Here is a 23,997-nt window from a genome sequence, read left to right as displayed (position 1 = left end):
AAAAATGAAAGCATATTTAAAAAGAATACTACTTTTTGTTATTTGTATTGCCTGTATGCAATCTTGTGACGATTATTTAGAAGTAACAAATCCAAATGAAATATCTACAGATACATTTTTTAGAAACTTAGAGGAATCTAATAGGATTTTAACAGGAGTATATGGTTCTATGTTAAACTCCTGGATTGTAAGTGCAAGAGAAGAAGCATGGCGATCTGATATGGCGTTCCCAGGGATTAGAGAAGGAAATATTGCCATCAATGCTTTAAACTACTATCAGCATGTTATTTTAGAAGATAATACTTTTATTAATGATAGATGGCAGGCATTGTACCAAGTAATATGGCGAGCTAATGAACTTATTGATGGATTGAATAGCATGGATGATAGCTTAAAAAGCCAACAAGAATGGACAAATCAAATGGGACAGGCGCGTTTTTTTAGAGGTTTGGCACATTTCTACCTGCATTCACTATATAATGAAGGCAAAATTGTGATAAGAGATGCTGTACCGGCAAATCAAGAAGAAATTCAAAAGACATTGAGCACTTCAGAAGAGGTTATAGAATTTTTTAGAGAAGATTTATTATTTGCTTATGAAAATTTGCCTCCGACTTTTTTTGATAGAACCAGAGTTACCGCAGGAACTGCTGCCACAATTTTAGGTACTAGTTACCTATATTCAGCATCACAGAACCCTGAAGATTATCAAATTGCAAAAAGATATTTTGAAGATGTAATCAATGGTCCTTATGGCTATAAACTAGTTCAAGATACAAGCATTATGTTCGTAGAAGCTGGAGATTACAATTCAGAGTCTATATTCGAACTTAACTATACAACAGAGCTACAATTAGAAGATGGGAGTTTTGATGAAGAGAGTTTTGCGACCAGAAACGGTAGATTTTCTGCGCCTAAGGATGCTGGAGGGGCAAGTGTTAATGAGCAGTTTACAGCTGCTGCATGGTTAATACATGCATATTCAAATGAACCTTTAAACACGAGTGACCCAAGAAACACAGTAACAGATAGAGGAACTGGTTTAACACGTTTAAGAAAAGTGTCTTTAAGAGCTTCAGCAATGATAGCCATGGTCAATGATGAGGATACAGAATATTATCTTTCTCCATCAGCACCAAACAAAGTGAATTTTTCCGGTAAACAAAGAAAATATGGTTTTTTCAAAAAATATACTAATCATGATATTGCCGAAAATGAAATAGAAAAAGGCGATACTAATTTTAAATCTGGTAAAAATGTAATCTTGAACCGTCTAGCAGATGTATACTTGATGTATGCTGAATGCTTACTATTAGGGGATAATGATATTCAAGGAGCTATTGATAATATAAATCCAATACGTGAGCGTTGGGGATTACAGTTGCTTGATATAAATGCTGATTTGGTTACCGGAGTGCCCTATACACAACAATCTTTAATGGATCATTTGATGTTTGTAGAACGCCCATTAGAGTTATCTGTAGAAGGAGTGTCTATTCGTGCCATTGACCTTAGAAGATGGGGGATTGCTAAAGAGAGGTATACTGATCTGTCTACACAGCCATATTATGTAATAGATTACGAATATTACAATGATGCCAATGCTGCCCTAGAAACTAGTGCAGATAGTTTTGTACAACAAGGAATAAGCCCTGATCCAGATAACGATCCCCAACTCATACAAGAATATACAGGTGCCGCACAGTTTTATACCAATGGCTATTTAGTACTACCAACTATTGAGACATTAAATAATCCAGCAGTTTCAGGCTCAAACTAATTAAAAGCAAAAAGATGAAAAAAGTAATATACAGTATTTTAATGGGATTGATTGCCCTTTTTGTTGGCTGCAATGGCGATGATTATGAAGCTCCATTTGGTGATTTTTCGAGTTTAAGATGGACTACTAGCCAAGGGTTTGAAAGCAGTGATTATGTATTAGCATTAGGAGATTATATTGGTTTTATCGATGTTTCCAGGAATGCAATCGAACATAGTTGGAGAATACCGGAAGGAACCAAACTGCTAAATAATGATTTTACAGAAAATGATTCAATCTATTCAGAATTTGTGGTTCAAAATGGCCCTTTGTCTTACGAAGAAAAATTAATGAATGTACAATTTACAGAACCCGGAATCAAAGAGGTAGTATTAAGAAATGTATTTAGAGATTCAGTCAAAGAATCAACTTTCGTTGGTGGGCAATGGGTTGTCGAAAAGACCTTTACAGTAAAAGTTTTTGATGATATAGAGCCTGCTTTCAAAGTGATGAAAGGAGATGAAGAAATTCTGAACGTAAGTGAGGTAGATATGCCAAATGAAGCAGATAGTGCGTCATGGCCAACAGTAACTATTGAAGCCGGTGAAGAATTAACATATATTGATATGACTACTATTGGAGAACCCGATACAAGAGTATGGACTTTTAATAACGGAAATATTGATACAAATAATAAAGAATCTGTAGGTGTGCTATACAATCGTTTGGGTAATTTTACAGCAGGGATTATAACTTCAAAACGAGGAAGTGATGATGCACCTGATGGTGAGGCAGTAAAACTAATCCCACTAAATATTAAAGTAATACCATCATCAAAACCTTTTGTGATTTCAAGTAACCTAACCGAAGATATTTCAGATATGATTTCTTTTAAGGTCAATGGAGAGGTTGGTTCAATAGCAGAAGGAGAAGAGAATAATTTTACTGTAAATGTAGTCAATACAGTCGCAGGATTTAATCAAAATATCCCTGTCAGCTCAGTGGCTATTAATGCAGATGATGCTTCACAGATTGATTTGACCTTATCTGCACCAATTTATAATTCAGATGAGATCACCATAACCTATACAACAGGTAATATCCAATCTGTAGATACACGAACCTTGGAAAGCTTTGGTCCAGAAGCTGTTGAAATATTTTTTGATAACATTTTAGATTCAGATTGGGCTGGTTATGAAGTCTCAGATTCTGATTTTAAAAATGCTTTTGCAGCGGGTTATAATGTTGGAAATGCTAATGGAGATGATTCGGATCAGATTTATGCACGTACCGAGAGCATTGCCGCCAGTGGTATAGCATCAATGAGTTTTACTAATGTAACCACAAATACAAGGTTGAAAGGTACAATAACTTATGCTAATGGGGCAACTGGTGTTGCAGGATCATATAGAGTCTCTATAAAGGTATTTATTGATCCTTCATCTACATTACTTGCCTTTAATACCATATTTAAGTATCCTAGTAATTCTGATAATGTTACTTTAACATGGGATCTAATGGGTGTTGCTAAAGGGCAATGGGTCGAACTTTCGCAAGAAGCTAATTTAACCATGGATATGAGTGATGAATATCATATTAGAGTTAGGCCAAATACAAATTCTGGTGTTACTGGTGAACAAATTATATATTTTGATGATAATTCTTTTGCACTGATTGAACCAAGGATGTAGATGTAAGTTTTCAAAAAATGACCCTTAATATTTTATGAATAAACAACTTTAATAAAGATTTTAAAATATGACTATAATAAGTAAGATTTTTAAAATTACACTAATAGCATTAATAGTGTTTTTTACCAACTGTAAATCTGAAAATAAAGACGAAGACAAAGAAAAAATAGAAATTGCCAATACTGATAGTAAAAAAGATACATCTACTAAACCAAATATCGTAGTGATTTATTTAGACGATCTAGGCTACGGCGATTTGAGCTCTTATGGAGCAACAGAGCTACAAACTCCTAATATAGATGCATTAGCAGAAGGAGGCGTGAAGTTCACAAGTGGATATGCTTCGTCAGCGACATGTACACCAAGTAGATATGCATTACTCACAGGGATGTATCCATGGAGAAATAAAAAAGCAAAGATATTACCAGGTACTGCACCATTATTGATTAGTACAGAACAGCAAACCTTGCCTAAGATGCTTAAAAAAGAAGGTTATCAAACAGCGATAGTTGGTAAATGGCATCTTGGTTTGGGTACGGGTGTTGTAGACTGGAATACAAAAATTACTCCTGGACCAAACGAAGTAGGTTTTGAAGAATCCTATATTTTGGCAGCTACCCAAGATCGTGTTCCTACGGTTTATATCCAAAATGGTAATGTTGTTGGTTTAGATCCTGACGATCCAATTTTGGTAAATTATAAAGAAAATTTCGAAGGGGAGCCTACTGCAATTTCTAATCCAGAAATGGTAAAAATGAAATGGCATCATGGGCATAACAATAGTATTGTAAATGGTATAGGAAGAATCGGTTATATGAAAGGTGGAGAAGCCGCCAAATGGAGTGATATTGATATGGCTGACCATTTCTTAGCCAAAGCAAAAGATTATGTAAAAACACATAAGGATAAGCCTTTCTTTTTGTACTACGCGATGCAACAACCACATGTACCAAGGACACCACATCCAAGATTTGCTGGTACATCTGGTTTAGGGCCAAGAGGAGATGTAATTTTAGAAGCCGATTGGTGTATCGGAGAATTTATGAAAACACTCGAAGAAGAGGGAATTCTTGAAAACACCTTGGTAATTTTCTCTAGTGATAACGGTCCTGTGCTTAATGATGGTTATTATGATGATGCGGTAGAAAAGAATGGCAAGCATGATGCCAAAGGAGGACTTCGAGGAGGTAAATATAGTTTGTTTGAAGCAGGCACCCGTGTACCATTTATAACGTATTGGAAAGGGAAAATTCAACCTAAGGTGTCTGATGCTATTGTGTGCCAAATGGATCTACTAGCCTCACTAGCTAATTTAGTTAATACAGAAGAAACGTCTACTGACAGCAAAGAATTATTAGATGTATTGCTAGGTGAATCTAATAAAGGAAGAGAAAACTTAATAATTGAAGCAACTTCAAGAACAGCGTTAAGAAGCGGCGATTGGCTCATGATCCCAATGTATCCAGGAAAGAATTTTAGAGAAAAAGTGGGAATAGAAGTCGGCAGTCTTCCTGAGTTTCAGCTTTATAATTTAAAAGAAGATATAGGGCAGCAAAATAATTTAGCAAAATCAAATCCTGATAAGCTTGCAGAAATGATAAAAACTTTTGAATCTCTGAGAGGTAAAGAATATAAAAATAACGTGAAAGAAGTAACCTTTAGATAAAAAATATAGAAGCCTACAAATATGAAAATGTATTCAACACATCTTATAGCACTACTCTCTCTCATCTTATTTTCTTGTGGAAAAGAAAAAAAAGATAATAAGGTTGAGGTTGTTGCAAAGAATCAAAAACCTAATATTATTTATATTTTGGCTGATGATCTGGGATATGGTGATTTGGGATGCTATGGGCAAGAAAAAATTGAAACCCCAAATTTAGATAGATTAGCTTCTAGAGGGATTAAATTTACACAACATTACAGTGGAGCCGCAGTATGCGCACCTGCTCGTTCTTCATTGTTGACAGGTCAGCATACAGGGCACACCCCTATAAGAGGTAATAGAGAATTAAATCAAGAGGGACAAGTACCCTTGCCAGCAGCGTCTATTACTATTCCCGAATTGCTTAAAAAAGAAGGGTATGCCACTGCGGCATTTGGAAAATGGGGATTAGGATTTAATGAAGGAGACCCTAATAATCAAGGTTTTGATGAATTTTTTGGGTATAACTGTCAGCGATTAGCCCATCGTTATTATCCACCATATCTTAATCATAACCAAGAACAAGTGACATTACCAGGTAATGATTGGACCCATAAAAACACCTATGCACCTGATGTAATTCAGCAGAAGACGCTAGGTTTTATAGAATCAAATAAAGATAATCCTTTCTTTTTGTATGTACCATTAGTATTACCTCATGCAGAATTGATTTCGCCCAATGATTCTATATATGCAAAATACAAAGGAAAATTTGAAGAAATCCCATATACCTCTGAGGATAAATATGCATCAGATTATGGCCCGGATATAATTAAAAAACGGTATAGTCCTCAGGATCAACCTTATGCTACTTATGCTACTATGGTTACCCGATTAGATGCATATGTAGGGCAAATAGTTGAGAAAGTAGAAGATATGGGTATTGCCGAAAATACAATTATCATGTTTGCGAGTGATAATGGTCCTCATAATGCAGGTGGAGCAAATCCGGTCTTTTTTAATAGTGCTGCTGGACTAAGAGGGATTAAACGTGATTTGTATGAAGGAGGTATTAGATCTCCATTTATTGTAATATGGCCCAATCATATTAAAGAGGGGACAGTTTCAAATCACGTTTCAGCGTTTTGGGATGTTATGCCTACATTAACAGATCTGGTAGGGGCAGAAGAACCAACTAACAGTGATGGGATTTCTATGCTTCCTACATTACTTGGTAAAGGTAATCAGAAGGAACATGATTATTTATATTGGGAGTTTAATGTAAAAGGTGGCCGAAAAGCAATTAGAAAAGGAAACTGGAAAGCAGTTTGGTACAATATTAATAAAAAACAGCAAGGAGAAATCGAATTATACAACTTAGATGAGGATATGTCTGAGTCGAATGATATAGCAGAAAAACATCCTGAGCTTGTAGAAGAATTTAGAAACCTAATGAAAATATCTTCGACATCGTCAAAATTATTCCCTTTTGAATAGAATTAGTTAACTTGTGTATTTTAAAATATCGAGGGGAGTTAAATCCTCTTGATATTTTTTTTATCTCATTTTTAAATCTAAGCTGTTGTCTATTCACAAACTGAAAAGTAAAAAAATCTTGAAAAAATAAAGGTGCTTTTGATCAGAATCCATATGAAAAATTCTAAAAACCAAAAGGTTAAGTCTTTGGTAAGCTCCTTTGAATATGTTTGTATCACTTGACATAAAGGATAATACTAAAAAAGAATATGAATTCTTTAGAACAGATGTAACCCATTTTGAATCCTATTTTTAGGATGTTATTCTCTATTTACCAGTAGACTATGAAAAAATTACGCCAACAAAGGATAAATATTGTGGTTTTGCCATAATGCGGTCTCGATAATTTTTATTCAATTTGTAGTAGACAATGTTTAACCGATTTTAACTTTATACCATAAAATATAATTACACGAATAAATCTAAAATAGATTTTATATAAGATATTCTTATTGATCATTTTAAGATTGAACACAGTACTTTATAGTTCTGATTGTTACTATGACTCCCCCGTATTAAATTTTTCTGTTAATCCAGATTACAGTGAATTAATATGCATTACAAAACGATCCCTATTATAGCAGTGCTTTATGTTTTTTTATGCCATAATTATGCTTTTTCATCGACGATCTCAGAAAGAGTTTTGTTCTTTCAAGATACGTCCAAGGTGATTAAAAAGGCATCTAAAAAACTTAAACTACTCAAAAAATTATTTCATCACGATGACTCGACCAAACTAGGAAGAAAATTTATCCATCAGCATCACAAACAGCTAAGAGATAAAAAAGTACCTACATTCGAGACCAATATCGATGATGGAGATACACTATCTTCTTTTTTTACAACTGCCAGTAACTTCGAACTGGGGTATGAAGTTCTTGGATGGTATCCATATTGGGAAAAAGATTATTACAAAAATATCAACTTTTCTCTACTTTCTACTATTGCTTATTTCTCTTATGAAGTAGACCCGACATCAGGAAATGCGATTTCTACTCATGACTGGGAGACTACTGCATTGATCGATTCTATACGAACATATCCTAATAAGCGGATATTACTCACGGTAAGTAATTTTGGTGAGAAGAATAATAGAAAATTATTGAGAAACCCTGATGCAATCGATACACTTGTTAAAAATCTCATTACACTATTATCAAAACGTCAGGGAGACGGGGTATGTATTGATTTTGAAGGAGTACATAAAAGTGAAAAAGATAAATATACCGGATTCTTGTTAACCTTATCTAATGCACTCAAAAAAGCAAATAAAAATTATAAAGTATATATAACCCTGCCAAGTGTTAATTGGGCCGAAGCTTTAGATTTTAAAGCATTGAATCAGGCTGTAGATACTTTTGTGATTATGGGGTATGATTATTATGGTGCGACCAGTACCGTAGCAGGACCTGTATCTCCTTTAGAAAGTGAAAAGACCTGGGAACCCTATAACCTTACATCCTCAGTAGATTATTACTTAAAAAATAGTATTCCTGCAGAAAAATTAATCCTTGCACTACCTACTTATGGAAGTCTTTGGCAAACTGAAAATCAAAGCCTTCAATCCAAAGTAAAAAAATACATTGGCAGTAGAACATACAGTTATATCAAATCTAATATTGAAAACAATGAGTCTTTTTATATAGAACCGATTAGTAAAAGTGCCTATAGTGCCTACAGAATACAAGGTAAAAAAACAGAATATCGACAATGCTGGTTCGAGAACGATTCTAGTTTTATATACAAAACTCAATTCATCAAAGACAAAAAACTAAAAGGCCTAGGATTGTGGGCTTTAGGGTATGATAAAGGATATGACGGTTTGTGGAAGGTGATCAGTACAGAGTTAGCAAAGCCTGTAGATAGTACTACTACAGCTTTAGATGATGATGGGCAATCTAGCTCTCTTGTTTCTGGTATTACAAAAGCATTGGGACTTACAGATCCTGATAGTAAAATTAATCGGGTAGAAAAAAAGTTAGTCTCGATAACCAACTACAAAACCATTCTATTATACATTCTATCATTCGTTTTGTTTTTTGGATGCCTTGGTTTTTTGGGAGCGATGTTTTACCCCAATACCAGAGCGGGATTTTTTAATGACCCCGCTTTGAAATCGTATTATATCACGCTAATGCTAATAATCGCTATAGTGGTTTTTAGAATGTTAGGATGGATTGACGATGGTATTGTGATGCTAATCATAGGTTTTGTATTGGGAGTGGTTGCTTTCTATTTCGCAAACAAAATCATAGAAAAAAGGAGAAAGGATTTACCATGAATGTATCTGTAAACGACGAAAAAAAAATTAAAAATGAAGAAGGTAAGTTCAAAAAAATATGGGCTGCGGTAAAGAAAGTAATTTCTAAAGAGTTTTTGTGGATGTTATTTGTATTACTAGCCAGTATCCCGATAGCCTTGATCCTTGAATATGTGATTAAGAAAGATGCTGGCGCTTTTGCAGAAATCGAAGAGGTCTCTCAAATCATTACAAAAGAGCATCCAACATTTACAGTTTTATATGGATTATGTGTCTTAGGAATTTATTTTTCGAGAATGGTAGCTGCCGCCATAAAAACACAAATAGAAAATAAAAAATAGAGATTTATGTTAGACAAAGCCCTGTTATTTATAACAAATTTACTGAACAGAGACCTTAAGATGTCTTTTGGGCTTGCTGATGATATTGTGGTCTTGGGAAGTTTGATCAATCTTGACGGAAGCGTAACTCAAAATATAGAAAACAAAGTAGTATTGTCGGTGATTAACCTTGAGCACGAAAAAACAGTGAAACATATGGGAGGCTATATCGTCGATGATCAAGGTAAATATGGCAAAGTGAACCCTCCTGTATACTTAAATATATACATGTTGGTATCAGCAAACTATAATTCAGAAAATTATGTAGAAGCATTAAAAATGCTCACCCATGTGATAGGATTATTTCAGGCATCGATGATTTTTACACCCGAAACACATCCGGATTTAGATCCATCAATCCAACGCTTAACTTTTGAGATTTATAATGTTCCCATTCAAGAATTAAGTCATTTATGGAGCGGTATAGGAGCAAAATATGTTCCTTCTATATTGTATAAAATTAGAATGATAAGCATACAAAAGGGTCATATAAAAGAAGAAATATCTGGCATCAGCGGTTTAGGAACAAGCGCTCAAAAGAGATAAAAAAGAATAGATATGAACACAAATTTATATTGTTGGCTTACTCTAGAAATATGGCATTCTTATTTCAATAATGGCAAGTGTTCTGTATTTCAATTATTGCCTATGGAAAATACGAGCCGCCTAATGAAAAACTATAATATCCGTTTTCGAAATCACGAAAATAGATATGAGGGATATGTACAGATGAGGCCTTCAAAAACTATTTGGGATGAGCTAAATACAAAAGAAGACTTATACTTTCAACTCCTCAATACAGATCAAAATTTTGATAATTATACAAATGTTACATTACCCAAAAAACAAAATACAGTATTATATCTTACAAATTCAAGAGTAGAAAATAGAATAGTTTCAGAAGAACAGATAGTGCCAGAAACATATCTCGATGTACAATCACTTAGGTTTTATGTTGCTGTATCATCGACACAATCTGATCAGGTCATAATTAGAGATGATAGAGGTCAGGAAATCTTTACTCAAGAGGTACAAAAAGAACAACAAAAGATTTATGTTGATATCAATACTTTTGGAACCGGAGTTTATGAAATATGGATTAATAATACATTGTCCAAGAAGTTTTTTGGGACTTCAGAAATGATTGAAAATAATTGCTATGGCATATTTCATTTACAAATGAAATCTGTTTTAGAATCTTTAAAACAAAATATAACCCCTTTATTAAAAATTAATTTTGAAGCCAGATCAACCTTTTGGCAATATGTAATTGTAGTACCCGAGGATAAAAAAATTACAGTTCAGGATATGGTTATAGAGAATGATAGCAATATCAAATATTCAGGACCTGATAAAAGTACTGTAATCGGAGGAAAAGCATCTAACATTTTTACATCGGCAGAAACGATTACTTTACAACAGAGCGCAACCAATAATTCTATTTTAAAAATACATTACAACAATGATTTTTCTGATTTGATACTAGAACAAGACATTACCATTCCTGTGCCTGGTGTTTCATCAATTATTACTAAAGAAGTGAATAATGAGAATATGTTTTATTCTCAAACGATAATTTATATATAACTCTTAAATAATTTAAAAAGAATGTCAGTAACAACAATGAAAACACCAGGAGTATACATCCAGGAATTGGATGCTTTTGGGAATGCCGTTGTACCCGTGCCTACTGCGATTCCTGCTTTTATAGGATATACCGGGCAAACGAGTTACAATGGTAAAGATTTGGTAAATAAGGCGGTAAGAATTACATCACTAGCAGAGTTTAATGCAATTTTTGGGGGAGCTCCTCCTCAGATTCAATTTAGCATTGCAGATGTTTCTGCTACAGCTAGTGCTACAACAAAACCTGCACCAACAGGAGACGCAAGTAAAAAGAAATCTGCTGATGCTTCAAAATCAGATGCGTCTGCAACCAGTTCGGCAAAAGCGATTGTAACTCCGGATTTTTTTGCAGGAGCAAAAGGATATAGTCTTGCGACCGCAACAGTAAACTACAGATTATATAGTGCTATTCGTTTTTTTTATGAAAACGGAGGAGGAACATGCTATGTAGTTTCTACGGGTGGGTATGATTATACCATGACAGGGCTATCTTCTACCAAACCCTTTACAGATGCACTTACGCTTTTAGAAAAAGAAACAGAACCTACAATGATTGTGATTCCTGATGCAGTAGAGCTCATGGATGATACAGAAACAGATTTGGCAAAAAAGTATGCGCTCTGTTACACGTTACAAGGTGAAATGATTAATCATAGTGGAGAATTAGCCAATAGAGTTGCATTAATTGATATTCCTGGAGGATATAGTGAGCCACTAGTAGGAACAACAAGCGTAGAGGGATTTAGAAATGCTGTAGAACCCACATTACAAAAGTTTAATAGTTACGCAGCGGCCTATTATCCATGGCTTCATACAACGGTTAATCAATTAACAGATGTTTCTTACAAAAATATAGCTCCATCAAGTTATACAGTAGCAAAAGCAATGCTTACTGCTGATTTTCCTAATGTAATTGATCCAAGTACTAAAAATTCTGTTCCAAATCCGGTCAAATATGTAAATGCATTATTTGCCGCCAAACCCGGAGCAGATGGAATTACCCAAGATAAGGCAGATTCGGTGTTAAAAAACCTGAGCCCTTCTTATAAACTATTATTGAAGCATATTCTTGAAAAACTCAATTTAATGCCACCAAGTGCTGCTATGGCAGGTATATATACGACTGTTGATAATAATGAAGGCGTATGGATAGCCCCTGCAAATGTTGGAGTACAAGGTGTGGTTGCTCCTGCAATCAAAATAGATTTCAAAGCGCAAGAGGATCTCAATATGCCATTGGATGGTAAATCTGTTTGTGCTATTAGATCATTTCCCGGTAAAGGAATTTTGGTATGGGGAGCGAGAACATTAGATGGTAACTCTAATGACTGGAGATATATTAATGTAAGAAGAACATTGATTTATATAGAACAATCCGTAAAAGAAGCTGCTGGGGCATATGTATTTGCTCCTAATGATGCCAATACATGGGTAACTGTAAAAAGCATGATCAGTAATTTCCTTTTAGGATTATGGAACCAAGGAGGTTTAGTTGGGCCTAAGCCGGCAGATGCATTCTCTGTATCAGTAGGATTAGGAAGTACCATGACTGCAGATGATATTCTTAATGGAAGAATGATTGTAGCTGTAAAAGTAGCAGTTTCACATCCGGCAGAATTCATAGAAATCACATTCCAGCAAGAAATGCAAAAAGGATAATCAACAAATCATTATACACACAATAAGAAAATTATTTTAAAAAAAATATACAATTATGGCAGATGATGGATCAGCACAAGGTGCAATATGGCCGTTAACTAGGTTTTATTTTTCGGTTAATTTAGGCTCACAAGATAGTACAGCTTCTTTTCAGGAAGTAACAGGACTTGATACAGAAACACAAATCGTAGAATACAGACATGGTGATAGTAAAGTATTTAGTACAATTAAAATGCCTGGTATTACCAAAGTAGGAAATGTAACACTCAAAAAGGGAATTTTTGTAAAAGACAATAATTTCTGGAAATGGTATGATGCCATAAAAATGAATACCATTAAAAGAGAAACAGTTGTTATAAAATTACTAGACGAGTCAGGATCTCCTACAATGACATGGACATTAACAAATGCATGGCCTACAAAAATAACAGGAACAGATCTTAAATCAGAAGCAAATGAGGTCGCTATGGAAACACTAGAGCTGGCTCATGAAGGATTAACAATAGCTAATGGCTAAACGATATGAGTGACTATCCATTGACAGGCTTTTATTTTAGGCTTTCTTTTCCATTAGAATTAGGATTGTTAGATACATCATTCAAAGAAGTATCAGGCATGAATATGGAGATGGGAATAGAAGAAATTGCAGAAGGTGGGGAAAACCGATTTAAACATCGGGTCCCTACCGGAGCAAAATATCAGAATCTGGTCTTAAAAAGAGGAGTGACATCAAGTGTTTCGGCATTGTCTCTATGGTGTGAAGCAACAATAGGTGGAGGATTATCAACCACTTTGGTTACTCAAACTGTTTTGTTGAGTTTGCTTAATGAAGATAGTCTTCCGATAAAAAACTGGAGTTTTATCAATGCCTGGCCTGTAAAGTGGGAGTTTTCACCATTGAATTCTATGAATAATGAAATTCTTATCGAAACATTAGAATTAACATACGATTATTCTTTAGTAATATAAAAAGATATGCCAATAGAGATAAGAGAGCTGATCATCAAGGTAAAGGTTGAAGAATCTAAAAAATCACATACAGAAGATTTTGATATGAATATGATTCGGCAAACTGTAGCAAACATCTGTAAAAAAGAGGTAAAAAGACAATTGCAGAATAGTAAAGAGCGGTAGATGGCCAAAGATTTAATGGAGATAATAGCATATTCTGATAATGAATATACTAGCGAGACCGGAGATAGTTGTACAGTGCAAATCAATCCTGCATCGTATACGCATGAGCATAATGTAGAGTACAACAAATTTCAACCTATAGGGTCTGCCGGTACATCAATTTGGTTCAAAGGAACGCCTCCCGAAAAGGTTTCTTTTGAGATTTATTTTGATGCCACAGGAGCTGTAAGTAGCAGTAGTGTTAGTAGTTTGTTATCATCACAAACCTCTGTATCAGATCAGATAGATACATTCAAAAGTGTTTGTTTTACCTATAATGGTAGTATACACGAACCTAATTATCTGATTATTTCATGGGGGACTCTTGTGTTTAAATGCAAGTTAACGTCATTAAACATTTCTTATACGCTTTTTCAAAGTGACGGTACGCCTCTTAGAGCAAAATTAAATGTATCTTTTGAAGAAGCAGTTTCTGCTAGTGATATTGCATCAGAAGCAGATAATCAATCACCGGATTTGACGCATCTTATAGAGGTTAAAGAAGGCGATACGCTTCCATTGATTTGTTATAGAGTGTATGGCGATAGTAACTATTATACTGAGGTAGCAGCATATAATAATCTATACAACTTTAGAGATATAAAACCAGGAACAAAACTATATCTACCACCACTTAAATAAAAAGACTTTATGGCAAGTTCACCTACTGTAGACGGAAATGATTTGATTTCTATGAGTATTACCTCAGGAGGTAATGCTATTCCTGATACTTATGGGGTAATGAGTATAACGATTACACAAGAAGTTAATAAAATAGCACAAGCACAGATAACAATTAGAGACGGTAATCCTACCAAGCAAATGTTTGAAATTGCCGATGCAGATACTTTTAAAACAGACAGTACAATAGAAATTTCTCTTGGATATGGTACTGATAACGAAGCTATTTTTTCTGGGGTGGTTACACGTCAGTCTGTTCGGGTAGATGACTCAGGAACAACATTTCAGGTTACTTGCAAAGACCTGTTGGTAAAAGCTATTGACAGTAAAAGCAATCTTGTCCTTTCTGATGCTTTAGATAGTGATGCCATTACACAAATAGCCAGTAATCTTGGTGTAGAAAATGATATAACAGCTACTACTGTACAAAAAGAACGTATTATTCAATACCATGCCTCAGACTGGGATTTTATAGTAAGTAGTGCCGAGCGCAATGGTATGGTGGTCGTTACAGATTCAGGAAAATTGGTTGTTAATGCAATTGCAGTAGACGATGACCCAGTATTAGAACTAGAGTATGGTATAGATATTATGGAAATGGATGTTGAACTGGAAGCAGTAAAACAATTAACCTCCTTATCGATTAATGCATGGGATCTCTCTAGTCAGGATGTTGTTAATTCTGAAGCAAGAGAACCTACGGTAAATGAGCAGGGAGATGTTTCAGAATCAGATTTGGAAACAGTAGAATCAGTAGATCAGGTATTGAATACCTCTATACCTATTACTACAGATGAAGCAGAAGAATTGACAAACTCTATCTTATTAAAATATAGAATGTCTAAATATCGGGGGTCGATTAAATTTCCCGGATCAGCTTTAGTGAAACCTAATACACTGATTTCATTAAATGGTTTGGGAGATCTTTTTGATGGTAATGCTTATGTATCTGCAGTTACCCATAGTTTTAGTGAGGGCAATTGGTCTACAGATGTACAAATAGGCATTTCTACAGAATGGCACAGTCAAAAAGCAGTTAATTCATCAGGACCCGAAGCAAAAGGAGAATTAACAGGAGTAAAAGGTTTGCAGGTAGGGATTGTAAAAAGTATTTATGACGAGAATGAAACAGAATATAGGGTACAAGTGCAAATTCCCGTATTGAATGATGATACAGAATTAGTATGGGCCCGATTATCATCGTTTTATGCCAGTAATACCTTTGGCGCTTTTTTCTATCCTGAGGTAGGAGATGAGGTGATTTTAGGATTTATAGAAGGCAACCCGGCGTATCCAATAATATTGGGGAGTATGTATAGTAGTGCTTTGACACCACCACAAGAAATTTCTGATGCAAATAACTATATAAAGACATTGATGACCAAAAGCCAATTGCAACTTCAATTTGATGATGAAAACATTGTGATGACTATGCTTACTCCTAATAATAATACCATTGTAGTTAGCGATAATGATCAGGGGATAACCATAATCGATGAGAACAGTAATCAAATTCAAATGAATGCAGATGGTGTTACCATAAATAGTGCTTCTAGTATGACGATTACCGCATCAGATGATTTAACAATACAAGGATCTTCGGTTACAATTACTGCTGACAATGATATTTCTGTGAGTGGTAATTCTATATCAGCTTCAGCAGATGATTCTGCTACTATAAATGGAGATAGCGAATGTACAGTGAGCAGTAGCGGAAATATGAATGTAAGTGGCTCTTCCGTAAACCTAAACTAAAGAACCACTTGAAACATGAAAGACAAATGAAAAATAATAATTCATTTTTAGGAACAGGATGGGGTTTTCCTCCTACTTTTCACAACGAAGAAGGTATAGGAGTAGAAATGACATCTAATGAAAAAGATATACAACAATCACTAGGAATATTACTCAATACCAAATTGGGAGAACGTATTATGAATCCTAGATATGGATGTGACCTCTACAGCTATTTGTTTGAATCGATATCCAACTCAAGAGTTCATCTTATTATCGAAATGATCAAAACAGCGATCTTACGATATGAGTCTAGAATCAAAATCATCAAAGTTCATCTTGACGAGTCAGAATATCTCGATGGGATAATCAAAATCAATTTAGAATACAAAGTACCCTTAACTAATAATCGATTTAATCTTGTATTTCCCTATTACAAAATTGAAGGGACAAATATTCCTGATTTGTATCAGAAGTCTAGAGAAATACCAAAAGTTGCTATTGGCAATCCAGCAAAACAATAGAATTTTTTTAAAAATCAATGTTTGATTAATGATAGAAAGAAGAAAAGGAACTACACAAAGTCAAAGGACAAATCATAATCTGCTTAATACTAATTTTAAGATAGACGATAGATCTTTTGAAGATTTGTTAGCGTATATTATCTCTTATGTTGATAAAATTAACTTTTATACTACAGAAAATGTTATCAGTGGCACTTGGAGAACATTAATAGAGCAGGACCCTGTTATTTACATGGTAAAAATCATAAAAGAGCCTGTACATATTAATACTACTGATGATTTGTCTAGTGATCATATTCAAAACTTGCTGGATTGGTATGCTAAGATTGAAGAATGGTATGCCAGATTATCCCACTTAGACGAAAAAATTCTTGTCGATAAAATCGGGAATGCATTATCTGATGTGCTACAAAAGAAAAAAAATGACCTTGTCGAATATCTGGAGTATGTACAAGAAGAAGAGAAAGAGGTTCAGACCTTTCATGAGGCTTTAAAGAAATACACAAATCTTTCAAAAAAAGGCGATAAACCAGACTTTGATATCAATGAAATCGCTTATACATTCAAGAAAATAATATTACACGTTCAAGATTTTACAAAACATTATTTACAAACAAGAATCTTTGCAAAAGACAACCACATGCCTAATAATGCGATGTATATCGCATTTGTGATATTGTACCAAAAAATTCAGGAACAACTTAATACAATTGAGACTCGACATTTAGATTTTTATTACAAAGATATCTTACAACAAGAACTTAACTCCGGCATTGCCAGTGAAGTAATGATATGTTTTGATATACTTCCCAAAGGAAAAAGTGCTTATATTCCTGAGAGTACACAGGTTTCTGCCGGAAAATTATTTGGGAGTAAGAAGAATATTATTTTTGAAACGAATACGCCCATACTTGCGCATCCTATTCAAATAGAAAAATTACAAACACTATATTTTAATAAAAGCCCATATATAAAAATAGGGACAGATGACCCCATTATTTCTAGTGTTATCAAGGGTACACTGCTCAACACATCAAAAAAAAATAAAAATACAGAACTCTGGCCTTTGTTTGGAGCAGACGAAGATACTCTAGTCAACTCAGAGCTAGAACCAGATACGATTACCGAGATTGGTATTATGATTGGATCTCAGGTTTTATTTCTCGAAGAAGGTAGACGAGAAATTGATATTACATTTACTTTGGAAGAAAGTTCTGCAAAAAACATTTTTTGGAAGTTGCTGGATCAAATGTCAAAAAATCAAGGATTACCGATGGATGTTGTTTTCAATATGGTATTTGAAAAAGCATTTTTGATTTCTTACACCTCTATCAAAGGGTGGGAAGCCATATCATCATACGAGCTTTCTTTTGATAAAGCAGCAAATACTTTTACGATTAGATGTCTGATCGATAATATATCACCTCCTGTAACGGTATGCGAGACCATTACAGAACATTCTAAATGGCCAATGATTAAGATTCTTTTTGACGAATATGCACCTATATATGCATATTCGTTTTTCAAAGAAGTAAGCTTACAATCCATAAATATAGAAGTAGAGGTTATAGGTATCAAGAATCTTTCTATTTATAATAATATTGGCAAAGTATCACTGAATAAGCCCTTCGTAATGTTTGGACCAAAACCAGATTTGGGAGGGTATTTAATGCTGGCAAAGAGTGAACTTTTTAAAAAAGAACTCAAAAATCTGGCTATTTGTATAGAATGGGATACGATTCCTAGAGGTTTTGGGGGTTTTGATGCGTATTATGAAGCGTATGAAGAGTTATTTACTAATGATTCTTTTAAAGTTAATATAACAGCGTTATCCAATGGATATTGGTTTCCTAGAGAAGAAGAACTGTTAGAACAAATCAACTTATTTGATACAGAACCATGTAAGACACCAGAAGGATATGGTAGTGTTTTGGTGGCTCCAAAAAAAGAACTAAACCTAGAACAATTAGGACAATATGAGCTTTCAAAAGATTATAGACTTAAGGATCCGATACGATTTGATATGCATACTCAAAATGGGTTTTTTAAACTTACTTTGGCAGCACCCAAAGATGCTTTTGGTAAAGATGTGTACCAAAAAAATTACACCAGAGTAGCACAAGATAATGCAAGAAACCAAGAGAACCTTCCTCTGCCAAACAAACCATTTATTCCCAAAGTGAGGCAAATTACTGTAAACTACAATGCAAAAGATGTTATTTATTTTGATAATGCATTTGATGATAGTTCGGATACAGTTGTTGGAGACTATATACATATTACCCCTTTCGGAACAGAAAAAATAGTTGACGATAATAGAGTGTATAAAAATATAATGGTTCCGGATTTTAAAGGAGAAGGGTATTTGTATATGCAGCTTAAAGGGGTAAAACCAAACAATACAGTATCATTGTTTTTTGATCTGCAAAATATGAATCCTGTACATATCAATTATCAGGATAATATCGATATTCAATATAAAAAAATAGCAAAATGGACTTCATTATCCAAAAAGCATATTATTTCTGACGGGACTAATCAATTTACCAAATCAGGAATCATAGAAATTATGTTGCCTGATCATATGATAGACGCCACAAATTATGAATTGAGAATTCTGGCATATCAGGATATATATAAGTATCCAGTGGTAAGAGGGATATATCCCAACGCCGTGATTGCTTCTTCGACTTCTACAGATGAACAAATAATAGGAAGAGAAATTCCGGAAAATAGTATTACTAAACCGGTAGGTAAAATACCAGAAGTTGCCAAAATCATTCAACCCGCACCCTCGTTTGGAGGTAAACTACCAGACTCCCCCAATTTGTTTTATACAGAAATTAGCGAGCGGTTGCGGCATAAGGATAGAGCAGTGACGATTTGGGATTATGAAAGATTAATTTTAGAATATTTTCATGAAGTCGTAGCTGTAAAGTGTACGAATCTTAATCAACATTTCAAGATTCAGGCAGGTAAACTCACCTTAATTGTATTATCCAAAAAATGGAGTCAGGATAACCATCATTACTTGAACTTGAATCAGTTAGATACCATTAGGCAGTTTGTGAAGAAAAAATGCAATTCGTTCATTAAAGTTAAGGTGATGAACCCAAAAATCGAATGGTTATTAGTGAATAGCATTGTAGAATTTCATGAAGAAGACAATGGAGGGTATTTTATAAACGAACTTAATAGGGTATTAAACGAATATTTATGTCCATTGACTTTTTCTGATAAAAATACGGTAGAAGGTATTGGTACAGTGGTTATTCCGCGAATGCTAAAAAGCTATGTAGAAAATCTCTATTATATCAAGTCAGTAAAAAAAATAGAGATCGAACATATCGTAAAAAAAGGGTTGGATGATTATACCTTGAATATATACAAAGAAAATCAAGAGATCAAACCTACAACTCCTTGGTCAATGCTAGTGCCAAAATCAAAACATAATATTTATTTGTCAGAACCTATTGTAGAAGATAAAGAAGAAGAGATAGAAGAAATACAACACCCACAAGTAGGAGTTGATTTTATAATTGCTGCGGATGATGATGAGGTATTACCAATCCCAAATATAAAAGAAGAAGAAAAACCGGATATAGAAGTGCAACAAAAAGAAGAAGTTGTACCAAAACCAAAATCAAATACGATTTTGTCCTTTACAATTAAATAACCCCTTATTAGAAGATACTATAATGAAAATCAAGTTACTGAATAGACAAAGTCTCAAAACATTATTTAGTGCAGGAGCAAGGCCAAAGGAGAGTAATTTTTTTAGTCTGATTGATTCTATGGTAAATAAAATAGATGATGGGATTTCAAAAAATAAAGAAGACGGATTGATATTATCTCCAGAAGGTAAAGAATCTGATCGAGTGATTAGTTTTTATGAAAATGTTGAAGATGAATTACCTCAATGGAGTTTTGAGTTGGATCAGCAAACAAACAACGGATTGTCGATAATTACTCCAATTGATAAAACCAAATCAAACACGGTTATATCTTTTCAAAAGTCAGGAGAGATAGGGATAGGAACCAAAACTCCCAAGACAGACCTCGACGTCAAAGGTACATTGGGAACCGAAGCGCGCTTAGGAACTTACAAATTAGATACTGTGCCGGCAAACGGAAAATGGCATGATATTGTTTCTGATCTTGATGGATGTGTTGCTTTTGAAATAGTAGCTCAGGTAGGTAAAGAGAAAACCGGTAAATACGCATTACTACATGCACATGCCATTAGTACATTCGGAAAATCACATCATAAAATTCGTAAAACACAAGCACATTACGGTTGGTTTTGGAATAAAATGGCGATCCGATTTACAGGAAGTACGTATAACTATAAATTGCAGATCAGAACACGGTCTGATTATGGAACAGATCAAAAGATACGTTTTCATGTAACCAAATTATGGGATAATAACATGACAACATTGTTTAAATAAAATAAGTGCTACAGAACAATGAGTACCGAAGGATATATTGCTAAAAAAAAGAAAGGATCAAGCCTGTATGAAGAACTTCATCTAGAAGGTCTGGAAGTACTACAGAAATTGAGCAGTGCTATCTGGACAGACTATAATGAGCATGATCCCGGAGTAACACTTTTAGAAAATATAGCATATGCGATTACAGAATTATCGCATAAGACCACTCTTGGAATACAAGATATTCTGATATCCTCAAAAGGAGAACCACTACAATCGGGAGATCATGGTTTTTTTATTGCTCGAGATATTCTTACAACCGCCCCTATTACTTTTGATGATTATCGTAAGTTATGGATAGATCAGGTAGCCAATGTAAAAAATGTATGGATTTACTCAATAGATGATTACGATACAGAGATCAATAATACCAAAGGATTATTGCATGTATATGTAGAGAAATACGAGTATAGTCTTAATCCTGATCAAAACAAAAAAGAAGATGATCGAATTATAAAAGAGATCGAAAATATCTATCACAAGCATCGTAACCTGTGTGAAGATTTATATGATGTAGAAGTCTATACGCCATTAACTATTACTGTTGAGTTTAAGATTACACTTGCTAATACAAAGCAGGGAGAAGAAGTTCTAGCCACTCTTTTTCATAAAATAAACGAGTATTTGGCACCGGGAGTACGGTATTATTCACTTCATGCATTACAAAAAGAGAATGTATCTGTAAATGAAATCTTTAATGGGCCACAGCTATCAAGTGGTTTTATAAAAGATGAAGATCTGAAAGAACCAATGAAAAAGATTGTGATTTCTGATCTTATAAAGCTAATATCAAAGATTCCCGGAATTATAAATATAAATGAGTTCTACCTCTATTATGAAGATGTAAAGACCAAAGAAAAAAAGATCATAAAAGACACCTTTGATATTCCTAAACATACAACAGCAATTGTTTTATTTCCTGAATCCAATGAACGGCTACTTTTTGAACATTCCGGAGTCTTTTTCAAACCTGATCTTTCTGAAACCAAACGGCAACTTTCCTTTATTCAATCATTAGATTATGAGGGATTCAAAGCAGCTTCAGATTCATCAAATAGTATCCCTATTCCCAATGGAGCATATTATGATATGGAATCGTATTATCCGTTGAGAAAACAATTTCCGGAATTATATGGAATCGGAGATCGAGGGATTTCTATAAACTCAGATGCATTACGGAAGGCACAAGTAAAACAATTAAAGGGATATTTGATGCCGTTTGACCAGTTAATGGTTAATTTTTTGGCACAATTGAATAATATATACAAATTATATGATGTTGATTCAGATACATATGCATCTTATTTTTCTGGTCTCTTACCTGATATAGATCAATTACAAGACTTGGTTGCAACACCTAAACATGCAGACTCTGGTGATGAAGTTGATACGTATTGGAAAAATGAAATCAATACACTTAATGATAGATTTGATGACCATGCATTAAAAAGATTACATCAGTTAACAGACCATTTGTTATCAAGGTTTCATGAGACATTTCAAACCTATTCTTTAAGCAAAATTAATAGTAATAGCTATCAAGAAGCACTCAGTTCTGAACGATTCGAAAAAGAATTATTAGCATCAAAACGACAATTGGTACAAGAATACGCATCAATTAGTTATACTCGAGCACAATCTTTTAATTACCAAAATGCTTTAGAAACACTTAATAATCAATACCCTCAATTTTTACCGGGAGCATTTCGTAAAATTGGGATACTAATGGGGATTAAAGAAATTGGCATTCGATCTTTAGCCAAAAATATTCAAGATTCAGGAATTAAAGTACATCCCAGAACATCAAATATAGACATCACAATACGACAGATAGATATAGAAACCCCTTTTGAAGAAATTGAGGTTATCGAAGTTGAAAAAATAGAAATTCAAGAAAGAGTAGAAGATCTATCAAAAGTAATGCACTATGTAGGAGACGAAGATATGATCTTGAATGATATTCTCAAAAACGGTATCATTTCTGAAAATTATAAGATCAAAAAGAGCAAAAAAGACTTATATCATGTCCTCTATCAACGAGAAAACAAAAAATCAAATATTGTACATATTGCAAGAAGTCATGATTTGGCAAGTGCTGCGATACAAAAAGCAATACAGTATCTAGTTGATGTTAGCCAAAAAAGCGAAGGTTTTTTTACGATAGAACATCTTTTGTTACTTCCTCCTTATCATGGTAAGTACTTTGGGTTTTGTTTTGATTTTTCTTTGTTGAATAGCGAACTATCTCTAAAATTGGTTCATACACAACAGACGTCATGTCAAAAACGAGATGAAATTGTTACCTGTATTGTAAATCAATTGCTAAAACAACAATTACAGTTTAAAAGTGTTCCCAAAGATGGAAAATATCAGTTAGAGGTTAGTTCAGATAACGGGAAGATTCTCGCAATTTCAAAAGAAGCTTATAGCAGTCAAGAAAAACTTCAGAAAATGATTGTGATTCTAGAAAACGAATGTTCCGAATATAGCATTAATCAGCTAGAAGAAATTGTTCAATGTAATGTATATTATGGAAAACAATCTGTAGATGAGCAATTTTTTTCATTTCAGATGAGTTTTATAGCACCCTCATGGCCTGTTCGATTTCAGGATGAAAACTTTAGAAGAATTTTTGAAAATACAGTGTATGAACAAATACCATTTCATATCAAATCTACAGTGCATTGGTTAGATTATGATGTAATACACTTATTTGAAACCTACTATTTTAAATGGCTAGAGTTACTACAGAAAGAAGATAAGGTAGAAGCGCGTATGTATCAAGCATATCAAATCATTACAATGCTACAAGAGTTAGATAAGCAATAATTTGACA

At 34.0% G+C, this 23,997-nt stretch carries 18 protein-coding genes; all 18 read left to right on the top strand.

Annotated features, from left to right (window positions below; genetic code table 11):
- The first annotated feature begins 4 nt into the window (after nucleotides 1-4).
- The 18 genes from FHK87_RS13220 to FHK87_RS13140 all read left to right on the top strand — a co-directional run bounded on the left by FHK87_RS13220 (nucleotide 5) and on the right by FHK87_RS13140 (nucleotide 23,990).
- Nucleotides 5-1,780 (top strand): RagB/SusD family nutrient uptake outer membrane protein, encoded by a 1,776-nt coding sequence (locus tag FHK87_RS13220; protein ID WP_140593694.1) that lies wholly within the window; start codon nucleotides 5-7, stop codon nucleotides 1,778-1,780.
- A 14-nt stretch (nucleotides 1,781-1,794) separates the two neighbouring features.
- A complete protein-coding gene (locus FHK87_RS13215) occupies nucleotides 1,795-3,450 on the top strand; it encodes a SwmB domain-containing protein (protein ID WP_140593692.1) in 1,656 nt (551 codons plus the stop codon).
- A gap of 67 nt (nucleotides 3,451-3,517) precedes the next feature.
- Nucleotides 3,518-5,116 (top strand): sulfatase family protein, encoded by a 1,599-nt coding sequence (locus FHK87_RS13210; protein WP_140593690.1) that lies wholly within the window; start codon nucleotides 3,518-3,520, stop codon nucleotides 5,114-5,116.
- A gap of 21 nt (nucleotides 5,117-5,137) precedes the next feature.
- Nucleotides 5,138-6,592 (top strand): arylsulfatase, encoded by a 1,455-nt coding sequence (locus FHK87_RS13205; RefSeq protein WP_317133546.1) that lies wholly within the window; start codon nucleotides 5,138-5,140, stop codon nucleotides 6,590-6,592.
- Between the two features lie 592 nt (nucleotides 6,593-7,184).
- Nucleotides 7,185-8,912 carry a glycosyl hydrolase family 18 protein gene (locus tag FHK87_RS13200; RefSeq protein ID WP_140593687.1) on the top strand — a complete coding sequence of 576 codons (1,728 nt, stop codon included), beginning with the start codon at nucleotides 7,185-7,187 and terminating at the stop codon, nucleotides 8,910-8,912.
- A complete protein-coding gene (locus tag FHK87_RS13195; RefSeq protein WP_140593685.1) occupies nucleotides 8,909-9,232 on the top strand; it encodes a hypothetical protein in 324 nt (107 codons plus the stop codon). The genes FHK87_RS13200 and FHK87_RS13195 overlap by 4 nt, the downstream gene beginning before the upstream one ends.
- A 6-nt stretch (nucleotides 9,233-9,238) precedes the next feature.
- Nucleotides 9,239-9,817: a DUF4255 domain-containing protein gene (locus FHK87_RS13190; RefSeq protein ID WP_140593682.1), complete on the top strand. Its 579-nt coding sequence runs from the start codon at nucleotides 9,239-9,241 to the stop codon at nucleotides 9,815-9,817.
- Between the two features lie 12 nt (nucleotides 9,818-9,829).
- Entirely contained in the window at nucleotides 9,830-10,858 is a 1,029-nt protein-coding gene (locus tag FHK87_RS13185) for a hypothetical protein (RefSeq protein WP_140593679.1), read from the top strand.
- A 21-nt stretch (nucleotides 10,859-10,879) separates the two neighbouring features.
- Nucleotides 10,880-12,556 (top strand): phage tail sheath family protein, encoded by a 1,677-nt coding sequence (locus tag FHK87_RS13180; RefSeq protein WP_140593676.1) that lies wholly within the window; start codon nucleotides 10,880-10,882, stop codon nucleotides 12,554-12,556.
- Between the two features lie 55 nt (nucleotides 12,557-12,611).
- The gene (locus FHK87_RS13175) at nucleotides 12,612-13,073 is read left to right on the top strand and encodes a phage tail protein (RefSeq protein WP_140593674.1); all 462 of its coding nucleotides are present in this window, start codon (nucleotides 12,612-12,614) and stop codon (nucleotides 13,071-13,073) included.
- A gap of 5 nt (nucleotides 13,074-13,078) precedes the next feature.
- Nucleotides 13,079-13,525: a phage tail protein gene (locus FHK87_RS13170; RefSeq protein ID WP_140593671.1), complete on the top strand. Its 447-nt coding sequence runs from the start codon at nucleotides 13,079-13,081 to the stop codon at nucleotides 13,523-13,525.
- 6 nt (nucleotides 13,526-13,531) lie between these two features.
- On the top strand, nucleotides 13,532-13,690 hold the full coding sequence (locus FHK87_RS26240; protein WP_226294227.1) for a DUF5908 family protein: 159 nt from the start codon (nucleotides 13,532-13,534) through the stop codon (nucleotides 13,688-13,690).
- Nucleotides 13,691-14,371, top strand: a complete 681-nt coding sequence (locus tag FHK87_RS13165; protein ID WP_140593669.1) for a CIS tube protein — start codon at nucleotides 13,691-13,693, stop codon at nucleotides 14,369-14,371. It abuts the gene before it with no gap.
- Nucleotides 14,372-14,380: 9 nt separating this feature from the next.
- A complete protein-coding gene (gene vgrG / locus FHK87_RS13160; protein ID WP_140593666.1) occupies nucleotides 14,381-16,165 on the top strand; it encodes a type VI secretion system tip protein VgrG in 1,785 nt (594 codons plus the stop codon).
- A gap of 26 nt (nucleotides 16,166-16,191) precedes the next feature.
- Complete coding sequence (locus tag FHK87_RS13155; RefSeq protein ID WP_140593664.1) at nucleotides 16,192-16,668, top strand: GPW/gp25 family protein; 477 nt, start codon at nucleotides 16,192-16,194, stop codon at nucleotides 16,666-16,668.
- A gap of 28 nt (nucleotides 16,669-16,696) precedes the next feature.
- Nucleotides 16,697-20,344: a hypothetical protein gene (locus FHK87_RS13150; protein WP_140593661.1), complete on the top strand. Its 3,648-nt coding sequence runs from the start codon at nucleotides 16,697-16,699 to the stop codon at nucleotides 20,342-20,344.
- 22 nt (nucleotides 20,345-20,366) lie between these two features.
- Nucleotides 20,367-21,119, top strand: coding sequence for an adhesin (locus tag FHK87_RS13145; protein ID WP_140593658.1), 753 nt, complete (start codon nucleotides 20,367-20,369; stop codon nucleotides 21,117-21,119).
- Nucleotides 21,120-21,137: 18 nt separating this feature from the next.
- Nucleotides 21,138-23,990 (top strand): hypothetical protein, encoded by a 2,853-nt coding sequence (locus FHK87_RS13140; RefSeq protein WP_140593656.1) that lies wholly within the window; start codon nucleotides 21,138-21,140, stop codon nucleotides 23,988-23,990.
- The last annotated feature ends 7 nt before the right edge of the window (nucleotides 23,991-23,997 follow it).

Source organism: Aquimarina algicola (assembly GCF_006443095.1).
Taxonomy (GTDB): domain Bacteria; phylum Bacteroidota; class Bacteroidia; order Flavobacteriales; family Flavobacteriaceae; genus Aquimarina; species Aquimarina algicola.
This window is presented reverse-complemented; position numbering and strand designations above follow the sequence as displayed.